The organism is Francisella persica ATCC VR-331 (assembly GCF_001653955.1).
Taxonomy (GTDB): domain Bacteria; phylum Pseudomonadota; class Gammaproteobacteria; order Francisellales; family Francisellaceae; genus Francisella; species Francisella persica.
The window spans coordinates 349,142-369,067 of sequence record NZ_CP013022.1; the positions used below are offsets into that span (position 1 = coordinate 349,142).

Sequence of the window (19,926 nt, forward strand, 5' to 3'; positions counted from 1 at the left end):
TTTATATGCTCGATAAACCCTGCATAGTTAATCTTATGACCATCAACTATTTGTTTATAGCTTGGACTGACAAATTTTTGTATGTACTATAAAGGATCAATTTCAGGAGTATAGACATTTCCAAAAAATGATTGAAGAAAGTTTTTTAGCATTTAATTCACTCTGGCTTCATATGCGGGAATAAAATCACATCTCTAATAGATTGTGAATTCGTTAAATACATCACAAGTCTATCAATACCGACTCCTTGACCTGCTGTAGGAGGCATACCATACTCTAGAGCACGGATATAATCTTTATCATACGGCATTGTCTCATCATCACCAGATGCAGCTGCTTCAACTTGCTTTCTGAAGCGCTCTGCTTGATCCTCGGCATCATTAAGCTCAGAGAAACCATTTGCAATTTCACGCGCTCCGACAAAGAACTCAAATCTATCTGTAAATTCTAGATTACCATCTTGCCTACGCGCTAGTGGTGAAACTACTGCTGGATAATCTGTGATAAACGTTGGCTGAATAAGCTTATGTTCAACAGTTTCTTCAAATATCTCATTTATTAGGTGTCCAAGCTCATGGTAAGCCTCGACTTTTATTTTTAGTTTCTCAGTAATCTTTTTAGCTGATTTAAAAGTTGCTAAATCTTCTTTGGTAATATCATCATTATATTTAACAATTGAATCAACCATTGAGATACGCTCGTACTTACCACTAAAGTTGATTTTATAGTCTCCATACTCAAGTACTTCACTACCAATAACTTCTTGTACAAGCTTAGAAAGCATATCTTCTGTTAGATCCATAAGATCGTTATAATCAGCATACGCCATATAGAACTCTAGCATTGTAAATTCTGGATTATGGCGCGAAGATACCCCTTCGTTTCTAAAATTACGATTTATTTCATAAATACGCTCAAAACCACCAACAACTAGTCTTTTTAGATAAAGTTCTGGAGCAATACGTAAATACAATGGCATATCTAAAGCATTGTGATGTGTCTTAAATGGCTTAGCGGCAGCACCACCTTGTAAAACATGCATCATTGGTGTCTCTACCTCCATGAAATCCAATTTATCAAAGTAGTTACGGATAAAACTTACAACTTTTGAACGCACCTTAAAAACTTCACGCGATTTTTCATTTGTAATTAAATCAACATATCTCTGACGATATCTCATCTCTTGATCTGCTAAACCATGGAATTTATCTGGTAGCGGACGAATCGCCTTCGTTAAGATCTCGAAATGACTTGCTTCTACAGAAAGTTCACCAGTATTTGTCTTAAACATAGTTCCTGAAATACCTACAATATCACCTAAATCACATAGATTTTTGAAAGTTTCATATTGACCTTCTGGTAAGTCACTCTTTTTTAGATAAACTTGGATTCTACTGGTGTAATCTTGTAGTGTTATAAAAGATGCCTTACCCATGACACGGCGTAGAACTACTCTACCTGTTAGACTATACTGTTGTTTGTTATCTAGCTCTTCTAATTCTTGCTTAGTCTTATCAGCATAGCAAGCTTGTAACTCTGTAGCAACAGCATTTCTTCGGAAACTATTTGGATGGCTTATGCCATTATTTTGCTTAGCTAAAGTTTTTAGCTTTTCTTTTCTTAAAGCGATTTGTGAGCTTTCTTGCAACTCTGTTACATGCTTTTTCGCAAGTGCTACAACTTGTTCTTTAACCTGCTCATTTATCTCGCTTACTTCACCTAAAAACTCACTAATTTGATCTCTAATCTTGCCTCTAACAGCATCTTTAACTGTTATATCATTAGCATCTAAATACTCTTTTATCGCTGTTTTTATTAAATCTTTTAATTTACTGCTCATCTTTATACCCTATATTTTTTGCACTTTTGCGGTTAGCTTTTGCTACTGATAATGAAAAATATCTACAACTGTTTGAGCTTACGCGAGTCTTGTAAATACCATTTATGCAAATAAGCGATAGCAAGTGCTAGGCAGTTTTGCATACTATTTTCTGCCAAGAAAAAAGTATGTCGCTAAAACTTACGTAGTAAGTAGCGAAACCTTCTTTTTATAAAACCCATTTATTACAAGTCACTTTTCAAGCTAGCCTCAATAAACTTATCCAAATCACCATCTAATACTGCTTGAGTATTGGTGTTTTCCACTCCTGTTCTTAGATCTTTAATACGCGACTGATCAAGCACATACGAACGAATTTGACTACCCCAACCAATATCAGCCTTTAAGTCTTCAAGAGCATTCTTTTCAGCATTACGCTTTTGTAATTCCATCTCATATAGCTTTGACTTAAGCTGTTTCATCGCGTTATCTCTGTTTTTATGCTGTGACCTATCACTTTGACTTTGTGCCACAATATTTGTTGGAATATGCGTTATTCTCACAGCTGAATCAGTTTTATTGACATGCTGACCACCAGCCCCTGATGCGCGATAAGTATCAACTCGTAAATCAGCAGGATTTATTTCAATATCAATATCATCATCAACCTCAGGTGAGATAAATACCGATGCAAAAGATGTATGACGCTTACTGTTTGAGTCAAAAGGTGATTTGCGCACTAATCTATGAATACCAGTTTCGGTACGCAGCCAACCATAAGCATATTCGCCATCTATTTTTAGCGTACATCCTTTTATACCTGCAACATCTCCATCCGAGACATTATTAATACTTACCTTAAAACCATGACTATCTGCCCAACGCATATACATCCGCATTAGCATCTCTGCCCAATCTTGTGCTTCTGTACCTCCAGAACCCGACTGAATATCCAAGAATGCGTTATTAGCATCCATTTTACCTGAAAACATGCGACGAAACTCAAGCTTCTCAATCTCACTAGCCACATCTTGTGTATCTCGAGCAATTTCTTGCATTAGTAACTCATCCTTCTCTGCCAATTCTAAAAGCTCACTAAGAGTTTCCAACGTCTCTGAAATACACTCACAACTATTTACAACATTTTCTAGCTCAACTTTTTGTTTACCTAAACTTTGTGCATACTCTGGATTGTCCCAAATAGCGCCATCTTCTAGTTCCATTAGGACTTCTGTTAACTTTTCTTTCTTAGCATCATAGTCAAAGGTAGTCCCGTAAAGATTTAATACGTACCATTAGATCTTTTAACACAAGCTTATAATTTATAGATTCCATTTTTTGATTTTAATGTAATATTTTTGTCTGTAAATTCTATATTTTTACGCTAAATTTTGCAAATAAAGACTATTCAAAGTTATATAAATATCCTCTTATTCTTTTAGTCTAACTCTGTTATCATTTACTATATGATTTTCTAATAAACTAATTTATAAATGTCATATCAAGCATTAGCAAGAAAATATCGTCCACAGTCATTTTCAGAAGTTACTGGACAACAGCATGCTCTTAACAGCTTAGTACATGTTCTAGAAACTCAAAAAGTCCACCATGCTTATCTATTTACAGGTACTCGTGGAGTTGGTAAGACAACACTTGGTAGACTCTTGGCAAAATGTCTAAACTGTAAAACTGGTATTACTGCTGAGCCTTGTAACAAATGTGAAAACTGTGTAGCAATCAATAATAATAGCTTTATAGATTTGATTGAGATTGATGCTGCTTCACGCACAGGTGTTGAAGAGACAAAAGAGATATTGGATAATATTCAATATATGCCATCACAAGGGCGATATAAAGTCTACCTAATTGATGAGGTACATATGCTATCTAAGCAAAGCTTCAATGCTTTGCTAAAGACCCTTGAAGAGCCACCAGAGTATGTCAAATTTATCTTAGCAACTACAGATTATCATAAAATCCCTGTTACGATACTATCCAGATGCATACAACTTCATCTTAAGCATATCTCACAGGCTGATATCAAGAATCAACTAAAAACAGTTCTAATTAAAGAGAATATAAATTCAGATGAGCAGTCACTTGAGTATATAGCTTATCATGCCAAAGGAAGCTTAAGAGATGCCTTAAGTTTACTTGATCAGGCTATTAGCTTTTGTAGTGGCGAACTTAAGCATGCTCAAATTAAGCAAATGCTTGGAATTATTGATAGTGAAGAAGTATATAGTATTATAAATGCGATTATTAACAATGATCCAAGTACGATACTTCCAGCAGTCAAAAATTTAGCACTTACAGAAAGTAGTGCCGATGCTGTACTAGATAAAATCGCCGAAATTTGGTTCGCTTGCTGTATCTATAGCTTTACACAGTCATTAGATGCTATTAATGATATTGATGTTGATATAATCAATAATATTTTGGCAAAAATATCAATAGAGCAAGCACACTTTTTGTATCAACTCACAATAACTGCCAAAAAAGATATTCCTTTAGCACCAAATTTCGAAACTGGTGTAACTATGGCTATACTTAGACTTATAGCATTTCAAAAAAAAAACCTAACTGATACAGCCCAAATCTCTAAGACAGATGCTAACGCAACAACTGCTAGAAATGATATAAGCTTGCTTAAAAATACATTTAAGCCAGAACAAACTAAACAAACTGTAAAATCAGTTGTAACACAAAATAATAATTCAACAGTTACTGAGAACACTCAAGAACAGTCATTAGATAAAAAATGGTTTAATCTCCTTAATAGACTAAAACTAAAAGGCTTCACAAAAACACTAGCTTTTAATAGTCATCTTATCAGTGATAATGGTGAAACATTTGAAATTCAACTTAATGAAGATGCTAAAAAAATTCTTGAGCTTAATCCTCAAAGTATAATCAAACTTCAAGCAATTATTAGTGAGTATCTTAATAATGCTAGTTTCAGGTTAGATATAAAAAATCTACTCTCTGCTGGGCAAAAATCACCTACTGAAATTAAGCGTGAAAATGCTATAAATAAAATTCATAACGATAAAAATACAAAAATTATTAAACAAGCTCTAGAAATCGATATAAAAGAACAAAACATAATTTTAACAGATTAAGACAAAACTAAATATATTCCCACGCATCTTTATCAGCAAAGATAGCATGTAGGAGCTTGTTATTAAGAGTATGACCTGACTTAAAACATTTGAAATGACCTAAGATATAACCACCAACATAGAAATCACCAATCGCGTCTAGAAGCTTATGTCTGACAAACTCATCATCATAACGTAAACCACATTCGTTAAGGACACCTTCGTTAGTAATACCAACAGCATTATCTAACGATGCTCCTTTAGCAAGATTGTTTTGATGTAAGTAGGCAAGCTGCTCATAAAAACCAAATGTTCTAGCCTTTGAAACCATCTCAATATACTCATCAAGATCATATTCAAAAACTATGTGATCATTTGTTGCCGCAATTACAGGGTGATCCCAGTGAATCTTAAACTCATATTTTAATGTATCACTAGGTAAAACTTCAGCAAACTTACCCTCATACTCAACTCTTACAGGTTTTAAGATTTTGATACCTTTTCTAGCAGAATTTTGCTCAACAATATCAGCCTCTTTTAGTAACTGTGTAAACTCATAAGAGCTACCATCCATTACTGGTAACTCTGGAGCATTAACCTCAATCAATACATTATCAACTTCAAACATAGCAAATGCGGACATCAAATGCTCAATTGTTGATACTGATAGATTTTGATCACCATCTTTTGTTAAAAGAGTACACATTATAGCTTCTTTAATACTAGATGGAGTAACTTTGATATCAACAACTGGGGCTAAATCAGCACGACGAAATACTATACCACTATCAACATCAGCTGATTTAACAGTCATAGAAACATCTACACCAGAGTGCAAACCAACACCTGTTACAGAAAATTCTTTTGCTATAGTCTTTTGTTTCATTATTCTCTCTTATTTTTTGTTTTTTATTATCTTCTTCTTAAGAAACTAGGAATATCTGATTTATTTACATCATCAGAATCAGTTTTTGGCGTATTACTAGAACCAGTAACAATCTCAGTCTCTTTTCTTAAGAAAGGTACAGATGTTTTATTTGAAAAGCTTGAAGCACCTTGTAGCTGGCTAGATGACTTCTCTAAACCAAAGCCTCTTTTCATTGCAACTTTCTCTATCCCAGTAACAACAACTGTCACTTTCATAGAATCAGTCATATCTGGATCAATAACTGTACCAGCTATCACGATAGCCTCGTCAGAGATGAAAGATCTAATCACTTCACCAACTTCTTCAAACTCACCAATAGACATATCCATACCAGCTGTAATATTTACAATTACACCTTTAGCACCATCAAGATTAATATCTTCTAAAAGTGGGCTTGAGATAGCAGCTTCTGCAGCTTCTCTAGCTCTATTTTCGCCAGTAGCTTCGCCCATACCCATCATTGCTAGACCCATATCAGTCATAACAGCTCTAACATCAGCAAAGTCGACGTTGATAAGACCAGGTTTAGTGATAAGCTCAGATACACCTTTTACAGCGTTACCTAAAACATCATTTGCCGCATTAAACGCATCTATTAGCGATGCACCCTTACCAAGCACACTTAGAAGTTTTTCATTTGGCACAGTAATTATCGAGTCAACATGCTTTGTTAGCTCATCTATACCTTGCTCAGCCGCTTTCATTCTTCTTGGTCCTTCGAAAGGGAAAGGCTTAGTAACTACAGCTACAGTAAGTATGCTCATTTCTTTTGCTATTTCTGCAACTACAGGTGCTCCACCTGTACCTGTACCACCACCCATACCAGCAGTGATGAAAACCATATCAGCACCTTCTAAAAGTTGCTCAATTTTTGCTCTATCTTCAGTTGCTGCTCTCTTACCAATCTCTGGGTTAGCACCAGCACCTAAACCTTTCGTTAGGTTTGTACCAATTTGTAATATATTTTGAACTTTTGATTTTGATAATGCTTGACCATCTGTATTCAGGGCAAAAAACTCAACATCAGAAACCTCTTCACACATATGCTGTACAGCATTACCGCCACCGCCACCAACACCAACAACTTTAATTATGGCATTTGAAACCATTGAATCATTAAAATCAAACATATTCTTACTCCTTTATTTTTAGATTCACCTTTTAAAACTACTTAACTTAAAAATTATTTGAAAACCAGCCTTTTACAGATGAGATTATCTTTTTCTTAGATTTGCCTATGTTCTCATCTATTTCTATCACATCTTCATCAACCTTCTGCTCATTACTTGTATCACTATTTTCAGCTGCATACTTTAGTAGCCCAACAACTGTTGCATAAGATGGGTTATGAACAACCTCATTAGCGCCAGAGATCTCAATAGGCCCACCAACCCTTACTGGTAGCTTGAACATATCTTCAGCAAGTCTAGCGAGACCTTTAAGCTTGGCTCCACCACCGGTAAATACAATCCCAGATGATATGACTTCTAACAGACGATGTTGATCTAACTCTCGATATAATGACTCAAATATCTCTTCTACTCTAGCTTCAATAACCAAAGACAAGTCCTGCAATGATATTCTTTTTTTAGCATTACCTAATGAGTTTGGTATATCTATTTTTTCATCAGGATTTTTAAGATATTTACTTGCAGCATAACCATATTGTAACTTCAAGCTCTCAGCTGCTTCGATAGGAAGCCTAAATACTTTAGAAATATCTGAAGAAATACTTGCACCACCTGTTTTAATACTTGATGTGTAACAAATACCACCATCAGCAAAAACTGAAAAGCTTGTTGAATCAGCGCCAATATTTACAAGGCAAACACCCATTTCTTTTTCATTATCAGTAAGGGTTGCGCTACTAGCAGCTAAATGCTCAACAACAAGATTACTAATATTATAACCACAGTTTGAAACACATTTACGTACATTTTGCAATAAGCGTGATGATGCTACTATTATATGAACATTAGATTCTAGCCTTACTGCAAACATGCCAATAGGCTCAGTAACACCAGGTTGACCATCAACAATATAATCTCTTTGTAAAACATGCAACATCTCTGTATCAGCTGACATCGGCACTGCTTTTGCAGTCTTAACCGCCATAGCTAAATCTTCAATACTGACTTCACTGTTTTCAACTGCTGCTAAACCATATGAGTTAAAACCACTAATACTAGGAGCACTAACTCCTAAGGTAACTTCCTTAACATCTACACCTGCTATACTTTTAGCCTCATCAAGTGCAGCATTAAGCGTTTCCATAGCCATTTCAAGATTAATTACAGAACCTTGTTTGATCCCTTTTGACTGTTTCTGACTAACTCCCAATATTTTTATACTGTTATTCTCAGCAAGTTGACCAATCGCGACCGTTATTTTGTGTGAGCCCAAATCTACAGCACAAAAATTATTATTCCCAAAACCCATTTAATTAGCCCCAATTCAAAGACAAATAATTTTACTTAATATATACTTATATTACATTATAGCTTATTATCATAGAAAACCAATAAAATAAATGCTTTTCTATTTATACTTTACTGCAAAACCGTCACTATAACGCATGTCAAAATATTTAACTAATTTATAATCTTTAACTTTTGTATAAGATTTAAAAAATAATTCTAAGCGCTTTTTCAGCTTAACTGAACCAAGCACAACTTCAATATCATCTGAAAGTAAAATACCAAATTGATTACCAGTATAAGATATTTTAAGTATTTGCATATTATTTTGTTTGGCAATACTATTTAACTCTTTATAGGTTTGATATATATAGTCTTTACTACTATCATCTTTGCTTTGGATATATGGTAAATCACCATTATAGTTTAAAACCGCTGGAGTAATGATTTGCATATTATCAAGAAGAATCTGATTATTATTCCAATAAGCTACAGGCTTATGGTCATATAAATAAATTACTAATGTCGATGGCCAAACTTTTTTTACTAGCGTATAATCAACACCTTCGATTGAATAGATATATTTCTCAATACTAGCAATATTAACATCAAACCATTGATTATTATCAAGCGTAGCAATTTTATTGATCAAATCTTGCTTAGATATATAAATAAGCCCATAATTAGATACAACATCAATCTTTGAAACTGTTTTATCTGTTTTAGCAGCAATAAAAATAGCAGAGCCTAAAATCACTAATAATATCAAGCTTAATATTAAAAACTTCTTGATAATTTTTGTCATTGCACCTGTTCTATTATTCTCTTAACAAAATTATCAAAATCAATTCCTTCTGCAGCTGCTGACTTAGGTGATAGACTATTCTCAGTCATTCCTGGTGAAGAGTTTATCTCCATAATGTAAAAGTTACCTCTATCATCATAGATAAAATCTACTCTTGCATGGCCTCTACAGCCAAGCAAGTCGTAGGCCTTTTTAGCTAATTGGCGGACCTCTAGCTCTTTTTGCTCACATAAGCCACTCGGTGAGTGATAGATTGATTTACCACTATACTTTGACTCATAATCGTAAAACTCATTTTGCGGCTCTATCCAAACAGAAGAATAAACTTCATCATTAACAATAGCTACAGTAATTTCCTTACCTGTCACCCACTGCTCAATCATCACTTCACCATATTTTGATGCTTCTTCATAGGCTTGTTTGAGCTCTTGTATAGATTTCACTTTAAAAGTAGCAATACTTGAGCCACCACTACTTGGTTTAACTGCAACAGGAAAACTAATCTCATCTTCTGCAACTAATTTATCAGTGAGAAATTTTGCCATCGGTGTAGGCATACGATTATGTATCCATATTTCTTTAGAAATCATTTTATCCATAGTGATTACCGATGATTTCATCGATGAACTTGTATGCTTAATTCCAAGCATCTCAAGTAATGCTGATACTCTACCATTCTCACCATCTTCACCATGCAATGCAATAAAACATTTATCTGGTTTTAACTCCAAAATTTTTGCTACTAGTTCTTTACCACTAGAATCTAGGCCTACTGCGTCATAACCCTGGCTTAGTAAAGAATCCAAAACTGCTTTACCAGATTTTAAAGAAACTTCTCTTTCTGGGGAATCACCACCATATAAAACAACAATTTTTTCCTTTTTCATAACCTAATTTCTTCTTTGTTGAAAAAAATCCTTTAGAAGTTTACTACACTTATCAGCCATTACTCCAGCTATTACTCCAAGGTTATGGTTAATATTCTTATTCTGATGAAGCTTTTCACGTGAAAAAGCGCCTACTCGATTATCATCGCAAGCATAAATTAATTCAGACACTCTTGCCTGAATTAAACCACCTAAGCACATTATACATGGCTCTAAAGTAACATACAATTTTGTATTAACTAATCTGTAATTGCCTAGCTTTATTGCTGCTGAGCGTAAAACCAAGATTTCTGCATGTGCTGTTGGATCACTTAAGCTTATAGTTTGGTTAAAATTTTGCGCAATTATTTGACAGTCCTTAACAAGTACTGCTCCTATTGGAACTTCACCAGCATGATGAGCTAATAATGCCTGCTCATAGGCTTTTTGCATAAAAAAAATATCATCATTTGCATCATCAGACATAAGTTTTAATATTTTCTTCTTGAAGAATTGTCATCTCTTAGATAATATTACAAATTGCATAATTGTTTGCTAGTACTTAATTTATTATAACAAATACCAGTGGGTACTTGCAAACTGTGTACAACCAACCACACTGGAAATGGAAATCAAAAAAATGTCAGAAAATTTCAAAGAACTACTTGAGCAATCTCTTAAACAAACAGAGATGAGAATAGGTAAAATTATCGAAGCAACTGTAGTAAGTATAGACAAAGAATTCGCAATGATTGATGCTGGTCTTAAATCAGAGTCATTCATCCCTGTGTCTTCTTTAAAAAATAGTAATGGTGAGCTAGAAGTAGCGGCTGGTGATAAAATCAATGTTGTTCTAGAAGCTCTAGATAATAGCTGCGGCGAAACTAGATTATCAAGAGATAAAGCTAAAAAAATCGAGCTTCGGGACAGAATTGAAAGAGCTTTCGAAAACAACGAAACTGTTCTTGGTAAAATTACTAATCACGTTCGTGGTGGTTACACTATGGATGTTGAAGGTTTAAGAGCATTCTTACCTGGTTCATTAGTTGACACAAGACCTATTAAAGATGTAGCTCATTTAGAAGATAAAGATATCGAATTAAAAGTTGTTAAAATCGATACTAAGAGAAACAATATTGTTGTTTCTAGAAAAGCAGTTATCGAAGAGAACAACTCTGGCGATAGAGATGCTATGTTAGAGAAAATCTCTGAAGGTAGTGTTCTTAAAGGTATAGTTAAAAACATCACAGATTTCGGTGCGTTTATTGATCTTGGCGGTGTTGATGGTCTATTACACATAACTGATATCTCTTGGAGCAGAATCAGCCACCCTACAGATGTACTATCTATAGGTCAAGAAATTGATGTTAAAATAATCAAGTTTGATAAAGAGAAACAAAGAATTTCTCTAGGTATTAAGCAGCTTGGCGAAGATCCATGGTTAAATATCGCTAATGAGCTTCCTGTATGTGCTAAGCTTATGGGTACAGTAACTAACATTACTGACTATGGTTGTTTTGTTAAGTTAAAAGAAGGTATTGAAGGTTTAGTTCATACATCTGAAATGGATTGGACTAACAAAAACGTTAATCCTCATAAAGCTGTATCTATCGGTCAAGAAGTTGAAGTTATCGTACTTGAACTAGATGCTGTTAACCACAGAATCTCTCTTGGTATCAAGCAATGCAGACCTAATCCTTGGAGCGAGTTTGAGAAAAACTACAAACACGGTGATAAAGTTACTGGCAAAATCAGATCAATCACTGAATTCGGTGTGTTTATTGGCCTTGAAGGCGGTATTGATGGTCTTGTACATATTTCAGATGTTGCATGGGATAATCCAGCTAAAGCTATCAAAGAGCTTAAGAAAGGTGATGAAGTAGAAGCTGTATTAGTCTCTGTAAACACTGATCTTGAGAGAATTGCTCTTAGCATGAAGCAACTTTCTGAGGACCCGTTCAAGAACTTTGTAAATATCTATCCTAAAGGTTCTTTAGTAACAGGTAAAGTAACTAAAGTACAAGATAATGGTGCGGTAGTTATGCTTGATGAAGATAACAACATCGATGGTTTCATTAGAATTTCTGAAATTTCTGCTGAGCATACAAAAGATGTTCGTGATGAGTTAAGTGAAGGTCAAGAAGTAGAAACTAGAATTATTAACATTGACACTAAGAAGAGAAGTATTGCTCTTTCTATCAAAGCTGTTAATGAAGATAATACTGCAGCTAGTAAGTCTAACTACAAAGTAGAGCAAATGACTCCTACAACTCTTGGTGACCTTATCAAAGAGCAACTAAACAAGAAGTAAATTTAACTTCTATAAGCTATAGGTTTATTGGCTTGTAGCTTTTTTTATTTCTAAAACGTAATAAAATATCCTCAGCTTAAGAGTCACGAACCATAACTAGAATATGCTTACAAAAGATTTGGATAAAATCATTAGTGAAATAATAAACGATAATGTTATTAGTATCCCTACAGATACAGTATACAGCTTGAGTTGCAGCATCTCTAAAAATGCAGTAGCAAAAGTTATAAACTTAAAAAAAAGAGACTCAAGCAAAGGATTTGTTATAATCTCGCATAATTATAAGCATTTACTCAAATATGCAGATACCACTAAACTATCTAATGAACAAATCCATAAAATATGCTCCAAACAACCTCAACCAACTACTTGGATAGTGCCAGGTAAAAAGGATATTCAGTGGTTAACTGGTGGTAAAACAACTATTGCAATACGCTTAGTAACAGTTGATATAGTAACATATATCTGTCAAAATATTAATGATGCTATTATTTCAACTAGCGCTAATATATCTGGAGATGATTTCATCAATAACACTAAATCGATAAATAAAACATTTGATAATATTTATATACTAGAAACTGAAGTTAAATCTTCACAACCATCTAAGATTATTGATATAATTAGCGGGCAGCGATATAGATAACTAATATACGAAAAGTTTGATAAATAGCTTAAAATGTAATAGCATTATCAGTGTAAATTCTTTTGAATGTATTGATTAAAAAGGAATAAAATGGAAAAGATTAGTCATAAAGAGATACAAGATAAGTTATGGAACAACGAGGATGAAAGTAATTTATCAAATGAGCAATATAACTCGCTGCTAATTGAACAGTATAGAATATATGTTGAATTAACAGATAGAACTAGTTACAGAAGGATTGTTATTAACTTATTCTTTTTAGTTTTCAACCTTGTCCTAGTTGGTATCGTTGCTTTAGCTATTAGTAATAACATCAATGTTGAAAATCCTCCTTCTGGTATACTTGTTAGTATCCCATACTTTGCTGGATTGGTGTTTTGTTATGCATGGTGGAAAATTATTAGGTTCTTCAGACACCACATACAAATAAAAAATAGTATTGTGCCTTCACTTGAAAGACGCCTCCCTTCAAGGGTATGGTTAACAGAAGAACACATTGCTGAAGAGAAAGGTTCATTCAAGCCTATTAGAATATTAGAAATATATATGCCTTTTATATTTATAGGTATTTACACAGCGTTATTCTTATTTGTCGAAATTGCTTGGCTACCACATACATTAAATTAATAATTTTTTCTGATATCAAATAATCTTTTGGATAATAGATCACTCTACTACTACCATAACTTTTATTCAAATAACAAAACTTATAAACATCCTATTAATTCAACAGTTAAGGTTAATTAAGTCAATTAAAGTTTTTTTGAAGTTTTTAGAGCTAATCTAAAAAAGATATCTCATTTATACAACTTGATTGTATGTAGCATTAATTTATTTAAAACATAAGAACTAATTTAATCGATTATATTCTTAAGCCATAAGATGAACAATTATAATTCTTTAATAAAGTAACATAATATAAACCTCACTAACTATTAAATTCCATAACCACTCAAATAATCTTTTTTTTGCTCAGTTAAATCATTAATCTAATTAGTCGCAACTTAACTCTAAAGTTTGTCATGTAAAGAGTGCTGATTTAATACTCAGACAACTTAATTTGACTAAATATTCGTTAAAACTCTAAACTTGCAAGGTATTAGAACTATAAAACTATAGAGAGTATTAATTAAATTGTGATATCTATAATTGACTGCTCTGAGATATATTTATCATTATTGTGCCAAAGTTTATTCAACCAAAGTTGAAAGTTGTGTTTATCTTTATCATTACCAAAATAATCACCTACTGGCACTTCAGCTATAGGGATTAGTTCTACTTTTATTTTTATCTTTTTTGTTTTCCTAACCATAAAATCCCATAAATTTTGTTCTTGATTATCATAAACTATTGTTGTATTTAAAATACCAACCATTCTATCTGATAAGCTTTTTAGAATTACAGCTATTCCCCCAGCCTTGGGATTAAGGAGATTTTTATAATTACTTTTTAGTGCTTTGTATAAAGTAAATCTAGTTCCCTCAACAAAACTTACAATTGTAGTTGGCCTTGGTGATAGTTTTTTACAATATGCTAGAGTTTTTTGTAGGTCTTCACCCTTTTTTTCTGGATGTTTATTTAGATATTCTTTTGAATAACGTTTCATCGCTGGAAATTCTAATGCCCATGCAATCAATCCTAAAACCGGAATAAAAAACACCTGAAATTTCATAAAGAATTTAGGAAATGCTATTTTTTTATGAAATACCAACATCAGTATAAAAGTATCTAGCCAACTTTTATGATTACATATAATTAGATAAGATCTTTGACTATCAAGTTTTACATTCTGCTCAAGCTCAAATTTTGTTGGAGAAAATAATTTAGTTATTAAAATGGCAAAACTTACCCATAAACTTGCAGATAATTCTACCACTGAGGTACATAAATGCCTTACTCGTTTTATTGGTATCATAAGCTTAGCCAACGAAAAAATAAATATTGGTATAAAAGCGATAATTGCACTAGATGCAAAACAGACTACTGAAAATAGTGCATAGTAGATATACTTCACTATATTTATCATTAATGTTGTTATAAATTGTTATTAACTATCTAAATAGTATCATTTATGTAAGACTTTTTAAAAGACTATAGAATTATAAATCTTAACGAATATTAATTTTTGAATCCTAGCTTAATCAGTATTAGAGTTATGATTTTTATATATCTTACTAGAAACTCTTATTGCTTCAACTGTGAACTAATAGTGATGCTATGATGATTATTAATTGTAATATAGCACCATTTGCATAAGTATTAAAAATCTTTAGCTTAGTATTCTTATAATTTTGCTGCTTTAAGAGTCTATCAGAAATATACATTAGATAATCTAGATTTAAGAATCTAAAATTGCTTGTAATATTATGTGTGGATGAATAACTCTGTTATACAAGATGTAGCGCTGCTGCTGAGCCTTTTCATTTGTGTTACCTGCCAATAAAAACTCTTTATCTTGATACTTTAGTGAAATAAAGCAGCTTCGAGCATTTGATAGTAGCTTAACTTATGAATTATTATTTAATTTAAAATTATTAGTATAGCTACATTTTTTACAGTCTCATCAGTAGATATATTTATAATAACTGTTTTAATCGCAGTAATTTGTCTAATAAACTTAAGATTTAAATTGTTATCACTATCAATAATTATAAGATAATCTACTTGTTTAATACCTACAAATTTTAAATAGCTTTCTAGCATATTTACTAAAAGATACTAATTAGCTAAATTTTTTGCTGCTATATATAAAAGATTTTTACCTTCATTTTGGACTAAGACCATTTGATCTTGAGTATTTAAAATATATATTATTGAAAGCGTTGATATTTTTTAGCGTTGTTTTGTGAAGACTCGAAAAATACTAAGCACATAGCTAATCTAAGTATTCTAAGAGATTTACTAAAAGGGAAAATTACTAAAATAATACCTAAAACTATAATTATTAGACTAAAAAATAGAAAATAACTCCCATAGATTATAAAGCCAATGACTAATCATAAAGCTCAAATAAGCGACTAGAAATTTTTAAAGTAACATTGGTAGCAACCATAGCTTAACACCAATAAAAGATAACAACAAACATAAAAGCAATAACGGCACGATCACAAGGCTAACTAAAGGAATTGCAACAACATTTGCTAAGATTGAAATAGTAGAAAAGCCATCAAAGTAATGTTATATAAGAATTAAGAATATTTACAAATAAACTTGCGCTAATCATATTTTTACCAGCCTTGATTTATATTGCTTTAGAACCATAGCTATAATAACCAGCAGTATTAGTAAATCACAAGCTTATGCTATAAATTGACTCAAAATCAAGCAGAAGTATTATGACAAAAGTAATCAATAGCGACTTAACTATCGAAATGCACTTCCTCAAAAGCCATAACAAAGTTACTACTAAAAGTATTATAGCCGGCTAGGCTATAAAGCTATAATTCCATTATATTGCGCTGGCAAGTTACAACATAAGCGTGGCGATAAACACTATAAGCTATACATGTAGCCCAGAAATTACCATTAGGTGCTATGTTTCAGAACTAAAAAGATTATCTTGTGACTGATTAAAATTCTTATCACCGATAAGTAGCGCTATGGCAAAATCTTTTATTTTATAATCACTTAGCTGCTTTTTAGATTTATTATTTTGCGTTACATAATATACATTATTTGGTATATTGACATTAGTATTTACTTTAGCATTCTTCATCTTTAAAAGAAATTTTTCCATTTTTCTTTTTTGGTAACGGAAATTCTTTTTCCATCCACTGCTTAATGGCTTTAATTAGCTATTTGTAGTTATATTTTGGTTAACTAATTTAGTTAAAATACTATATTCTTGAGGAAGTTTATTAATACTTTGATTTAGCCAGCCTTGGACGATTAGTAGTCCTTGTCATCACCCCTAAGTAAAAATGCTTGCACCATTCGTTAAATAGAAATTATAATTAAGTTTGCCATTGATTAGAAAACCTTTATATAAAGCTGAACCAAGTATTTTAGCTATGTTTCCAGTAATATTTGAGAGTTAAATAAAATAACTCACCACCATCATTCCATATTGCTGCTAAAGCTATTTTGTATTAGAACTAGAGTTAAATTGTTCTATAAATAATAAAATTCTTACCCCTATCATTATCTTTAGTTGGATAATAAGTACCGTTTGCTACCCAAATCTGATCACCTAATTTTGCTACTTCTAAGGCTGATTATATGGTTGTATAAGCATCTGTACAACTTTGGCCATTATTTTTAACCGAGGCTAATGAGTTGACAAAAATTACATAAGCCTGTAAATGTATAAGTATAAATTATCTTTTAAAGATCTTACCTTTTTTCATAAGAAACTTTCACATAGATTAATTATTTTATTAATAAACTATAAAACTAACTAAGTTACAAATTTTATCCAACCTAACTATTGTTTTAGTACCAAAGCTAAATTATCTGAAACTTGGAGAAGGTCTATTTTTAATATTTTTTTTCTAGATGTCTCGCCCTTTAGTATTTTTATAAGTTTCTTTTTAATCTTAAACTCTTTAGCAATAAACTCAATCAAAGCTTTGTTTGCTTTACCACCTAAAGCCGGCGCAACTATCTTAATCTTTAGGCGTCCATCAAAAACTCCACAAACTTCATTTTTAGCAGAGTTAGGCTGGATATACACAGCTAAAATAAAACTCATTAGCTAAAACCTATAATAAATGAAAAAGTTGAACAATAACACTTTGAAGAAATATTTGAATACATAATAACCCAACAAATACTACAAGCGGTGAGAAATCAAAACCTGATTTTGTAGGTTTGACTATCTCTCTTGCTTTTGCTAGTAGTGGCTCTGTAACTTGGTATATAACCATAATAAGCGGATTATAAGCTACTTGGACAAACCAACTGGAAATAACCCTTATTATTATCAAATATACATACATATTTATAATCGCAAAAATTATATCTATAAGAGGCTTAAACAAAATAAAAGTTAACTCAAAACCAAAACCATGAAGCCAACTTAGGATCAAGTCTTCAATAGCAAATACAATATAAACCGCAACTATACACGACCAGTCTAGATTTAAAAACCCTGGAATAAACTTTCTCAGAGGAAGTATAGCAATATTTGTTGCATGCATAACCAACTGACCAATAGGATTGTAAAAATCTGCTTTTACCCACTGGAGAAAAAATCTAAATAGCAATATAAATGCGTATAGTCCAAATATTATATTTACTAAAAAACTCGCAACATTAATTAAGATATTTAACATATTTTATATATTCCTTTTACTTTTTCTGCTTAAGAAAGTTCCTACAACTATCGCCTCTACTTGAGCAAAATAACTCTTGTGGGTTCGTTATTGGGCTATCAGGATAAACTTATGTTATTGTAGTATATACTCTGCAGATGTGAAAGACATACAAAGTTTTTCTTTATCAGAGTCACAAGACATAATCCCATATTTTACAGTGTCATCTCCAAGAATATTTGTATCTGGATAAGTAGAAGTGATATGAGTAACTTTAGCTACAGCATCAATTATATATTTTTGGAAGTCATAATATAGTTTATTGTTATTTGCAACCAAATAGAAACCATCTGGGATAACTCACTTATCTATGACTATACTTTCAAGAGCTGCTAATACTGGTCTAAATTAACTATCATAGGTATCTGTTATCCCATTTAAGTCGATGTGCATCAAAAACTCGACTTCTAATGAGAAAACATATTTCATTACCAAAATAGTTTTCTGACAGCTTCTTTCTAAATAGAATGATCTATTTGAATCTACCGTATTAGGATTCCAACTGTTGGTTGTCTCATAGCCCAAGGGACTCAAACAAGGTAAGATACCTATATTATAATCTTTAGCAAACTCTTGTGCTCTAGTCTCAGCAACTCTAATAGCACCTTAACACTGCTTGTTTCATAGCCATGGACTCCTTCGGTTATTAAAACATAAGGTTTGCTTGGATCACAGTTTTTAGTCTTTATTGCATATAAGATATAACTACTTACTGAATAGTCCAATTTACCATAAGTTTCTATACCAAATCGTGGCAAGGTAATGCTAGTATTTTTTCAATTCCTCTTTTTGACAAGATCTTTTGATATTTTGTTTTGGCAAACCATTGCTTCTTTTCTTGTAGACCACATTTTTCACCTAGTGAACCAATACGATATTGTGCAGACATCTAAATTCCTAAATAACTTGTTTCATCTATACAAATAGTATAATGGATTTATATATTATATACTCACTCTGCAAAAAATTTATCTAATATTTTTTAGATAACCATATTATTTTAGTAGTAGTATGATACAACATATAAATAATATTATGGTAGCGCAAAAATAAATCACTTACTAATGCAGTTTAATAAAACCTATCACTAAAATTAGCAAACAAAACCAATAATGCAGAACCGCCACGACAAAACCTGTTAGTATAAAAACATCACCTAGTAATATATAAATCATTTAAAAGCTATCTGCTTTAAAATTTTACAATAAATTAATACTATAAAGTAAGACTAACTATAATCATAAAATAAACAGCATTGTAGCCATACTAAATGCTACTTTAATGTGATCAATTATTTTGACTAGCTCTTAGCTGTTGCAGTTTTGATGTTAACAAGACCCATATAGCTATTCACAAGATACAATAAATTATTTGTAATAACATCGCTTGATTAAAGTATTAACAACCTCTCTTAGAAACGGATAAATGTATGCTAATGTAACAAATAACCAAGCAACTCTTTTTTTGCTTTATCAGAAACATATACAAAAGTTAAAAGTATATATACAAAAATTATAAAGTAAAAGTGGTTGTTATTTAGAAACACAAGCATTACAATAAGTCTTAATTAGTTGTAAATATTAGCTTACAAAAAAACGACAAGTATTTAAGGTCTTACAGTAATTAAAGCATTGAATTTTTATGGCTGGGCTACCAGGATTCGAACCTGGGAATGACGGGATCAAAACCCGTTGCCTTACCACTTGGCGATAGCCCAACAT

General features: G+C 32.1%; 17 protein-coding genes, 1 tRNA gene and 1 pseudogene. 4 read left to right on the plus strand and 15 right to left on the minus strand.

What is annotated here, in order from left to right; all coding sequences use genetic code 11:
* Positions 1-157: 157 nt before the first annotated feature.
* Positions 158-1,840, minus strand: coding sequence for a lysine--tRNA ligase (gene lysS, locus FSC845_RS01780; protein ID WP_064461513.1), 1,683 nt, complete (start codon positions 1,838-1,840; stop codon positions 158-160).
* Positions 1,841-2,064: 224 nt separating this feature from the next.
* Positions 2,065-3,154 (minus strand): peptide chain release factor 2 gene (gene prfB / locus FSC845_RS01785; RefSeq protein WP_144416515.1). Its coding sequence is split into 2 segments (ribosomal slippage): positions 2,065-3,081 and positions 3,083-3,154, totalling 1,089 coding nucleotides; the frame shifts between segments, so codons are not numbered across the junction.
* A gap of 158 nt (positions 3,155-3,312) precedes the next feature.
* On the opposite strand from prfB, the gene dnaX reads away from it, so the two are divergent.
* On the plus strand, positions 3,313-4,941 hold the full coding sequence (gene dnaX / locus FSC845_RS01790) for a DNA polymerase III subunit gamma/tau (protein ID WP_068594346.1): 1,629 nt from the start codon (positions 3,313-3,315) through the stop codon (positions 4,939-4,941).
* A 7-nt stretch (positions 4,942-4,948) separates the two neighbouring features.
* Here the strand turns inward: dnaX and lpxC are convergent, their stop codons facing one another.
* The 6 genes from lpxC to tadA all read right to left on the minus strand — a co-directional run bounded on the left by lpxC (position 4,949) and on the right by tadA (position 10,422).
* The gene (lpxC, locus tag FSC845_RS01795) at positions 4,949-5,809 is read right to left on the minus strand and encodes a UDP-3-O-acyl-N-acetylglucosamine deacetylase (protein ID WP_144416516.1); all 861 of its coding nucleotides are present in this window, start codon (positions 5,807-5,809) and stop codon (positions 4,949-4,951) included.
* A gap of 23 nt (positions 5,810-5,832) precedes the next feature.
* On the minus strand, positions 5,833-6,978 hold the full coding sequence (gene ftsZ / locus FSC845_RS01800) for a cell division protein FtsZ (RefSeq protein ID WP_064461516.1): 1,146 nt from the start codon (positions 6,976-6,978) through the stop codon (positions 5,833-5,835).
* 46 nt (positions 6,979-7,024) lie between these two features.
* A complete protein-coding gene (gene ftsA / locus FSC845_RS01805; RefSeq protein ID WP_064461517.1) occupies positions 7,025-8,287 on the minus strand; it encodes a cell division protein FtsA in 1,263 nt (420 codons plus the stop codon).
* 99 nt (positions 8,288-8,386) lie between these two features.
* Complete coding sequence (locus FSC845_RS01810) at positions 8,387-9,070, minus strand: cell division protein FtsQ/DivIB (RefSeq protein WP_064461518.1); 684 nt, start codon at positions 9,068-9,070, stop codon at positions 8,387-8,389.
* Entirely contained in the window at positions 9,067-9,957 is an 891-nt protein-coding gene (locus tag FSC845_RS01815) for a D-alanine--D-alanine ligase (RefSeq protein WP_064461519.1), read from the minus strand. The genes FSC845_RS01810 and FSC845_RS01815 overlap by 4 nt, the downstream gene beginning before the upstream one ends.
* A 3-nt stretch (positions 9,958-9,960) precedes the next feature.
* On the minus strand, positions 9,961-10,422 hold the full coding sequence (gene tadA, locus FSC845_RS01820) for a tRNA adenosine(34) deaminase TadA (RefSeq protein WP_064461520.1): 462 nt from the start codon (positions 10,420-10,422) through the stop codon (positions 9,961-9,963).
* Between the two features lie 154 nt (positions 10,423-10,576).
* On the opposite strand from tadA, the gene rpsA reads away from it, so the two are divergent.
* The 3 genes from rpsA to FSC845_RS01835 all read left to right on the plus strand — a co-directional run bounded on the left by rpsA (position 10,577) and on the right by FSC845_RS01835 (position 13,520).
* Entirely contained in the window at positions 10,577-12,247 is a 1,671-nt protein-coding gene (rpsA, locus tag FSC845_RS01825) for a 30S ribosomal protein S1 (RefSeq protein WP_064461521.1), read from the plus strand.
* 103 nt (positions 12,248-12,350) lie between these two features.
* Positions 12,351-12,893 carry an L-threonylcarbamoyladenylate synthase gene (locus FSC845_RS01830; protein WP_064461522.1) on the plus strand — a complete coding sequence of 181 codons (543 nt, stop codon included), beginning with the start codon at positions 12,351-12,353 and terminating at the stop codon, positions 12,891-12,893.
* A gap of 90 nt (positions 12,894-12,983) precedes the next feature.
* Positions 12,984-13,520, plus strand: a complete 537-nt coding sequence (locus FSC845_RS01835) for an intracellular proliferation membrane protein RipA (RefSeq protein WP_064461523.1) — start codon at positions 12,984-12,986, stop codon at positions 13,518-13,520.
* Between the two features lie 502 nt (positions 13,521-14,022).
* On the opposite strand, the gene FSC845_RS01840 is transcribed toward FSC845_RS01835, so the two are convergent.
* The 7 genes and pseudogenes from FSC845_RS01840 to FSC845_RS01870 form a co-directional block, all read right to left on the minus strand.
* Complete coding sequence (locus tag FSC845_RS01840; RefSeq protein ID WP_064461524.1) at positions 14,023-14,919, minus strand: acetyltransferase; 897 nt, start codon at positions 14,917-14,919, stop codon at positions 14,023-14,025.
* Between the two features lie 158 nt (positions 14,920-15,077).
* A pseudogene (locus FSC845_RS10210) lies at positions 15,078-16,596 on the minus strand (ComEC/Rec2 family competence protein); the annotation flags it as partial.
* Positions 16,597-17,316: 720 nt separating this feature from the next.
* On the minus strand, positions 17,317-17,583 hold the full coding sequence (locus FSC845_RS01855; RefSeq protein WP_064461526.1) for a DUF167 domain-containing protein: 267 nt from the start codon (positions 17,581-17,583) through the stop codon (positions 17,317-17,319).
* Between the two features lie 10 nt (positions 17,584-17,593).
* Complete coding sequence (locus tag FSC845_RS01860) at positions 17,594-18,166, minus strand: YggT family protein (protein ID WP_064461527.1); 573 nt, start codon at positions 18,164-18,166, stop codon at positions 17,594-17,596.
* Positions 18,167-18,280: 114 nt separating this feature from the next.
* Positions 18,281-18,484, minus strand: a complete 204-nt coding sequence (locus tag FSC845_RS08515; protein WP_227806621.1) for a hypothetical protein — start codon at positions 18,482-18,484, stop codon at positions 18,281-18,283.
* A gap of 460 nt (positions 18,485-18,944) precedes the next feature.
* Positions 18,945-19,094 carry a hypothetical protein gene (locus tag FSC845_RS08520; RefSeq protein WP_227806622.1) on the minus strand — a complete coding sequence of 50 codons (150 nt, stop codon included), beginning with the start codon at positions 19,092-19,094 and terminating at the stop codon, positions 18,945-18,947.
* Between the two features lie 753 nt (positions 19,095-19,847).
* A tRNA-Gln gene (locus FSC845_RS01870) sits at positions 19,848-19,922 on the minus strand.
* Positions 19,923-19,926 lie beyond the last annotated feature (4 nt).

Coding starts and splice junctions, on each gene's coding strand:
- lysS (WP_064461513.1), bottom strand. CDS start 1,840: ATGAGCAGTAAATTAAAAGATTTAATAAAAACAGCGATAAAAGAGTAT.
- dnaX (WP_068594346.1), top strand. CDS start 3,313: ATGTCATATCAAGCATTAGCAAGAAAATATCGTCCACAGTCATTTTCA.
- ftsZ (WP_064461516.1), bottom strand. CDS start 6,978: ATGTTTGATTTTAATGATTCAATGGTTTCAAATGCCATAATTAAAGTT.
- ftsA (WP_064461517.1), bottom strand. CDS start 8,287: ATGGGTTTTGGGAATAATAATTTTTGTGCTGTAGATTTGGGCTCACAC.
- FSC845_RS01810 (WP_064461518.1), bottom strand. CDS start 9,070: ATGACAAAAATTATCAAGAAGTTTTTAATATTAAGCTTGATATTATTA.
- FSC845_RS01815 (WP_064461519.1), bottom strand. CDS start 9,957: ATGAAAAAGGAAAAAATTGTTGTTTTATATGGTGGTGATTCCCCAGAA.
- tadA (WP_064461520.1), bottom strand. CDS start 10,422: ATGTCTGATGATGCAAATGATGATATTTTTTTTATGCAAAAAGCCTAT.
- rpsA (WP_064461521.1), top strand. CDS start 10,577: ATGTCAGAAAATTTCAAAGAACTACTTGAGCAATCTCTTAAACAAACA.
- FSC845_RS01830 (WP_064461522.1), top strand. CDS start 12,351: ATGCTTACAAAAGATTTGGATAAAATCATTAGTGAAATAATAAACGAT.
- FSC845_RS01835 (WP_064461523.1), top strand. CDS start 12,984: ATGGAAAAGATTAGTCATAAAGAGATACAAGATAAGTTATGGAACAAC.
- FSC845_RS01840 (WP_064461524.1), bottom strand. CDS start 14,919: ATGATAAATATAGTGAAGTATATCTACTATGCACTATTTTCAGTAGTC.
- FSC845_RS01855 (WP_064461526.1), bottom strand. CDS start 17,583: ATGAGTTTTATTTTAGCTGTGTATATCCAGCCTAACTCTGCTAAAAAT.
- FSC845_RS01860 (WP_064461527.1), bottom strand. CDS start 18,166: ATGTTAAATATCTTAATTAATGTTGCGAGTTTTTTAGTAAATATAATA.
- FSC845_RS08520 (WP_227806622.1), bottom strand. CDS start 19,094: ATGTCTGCACAATATCGTATTGGTTCACTAGGTGAAAAATGTGGTCTA.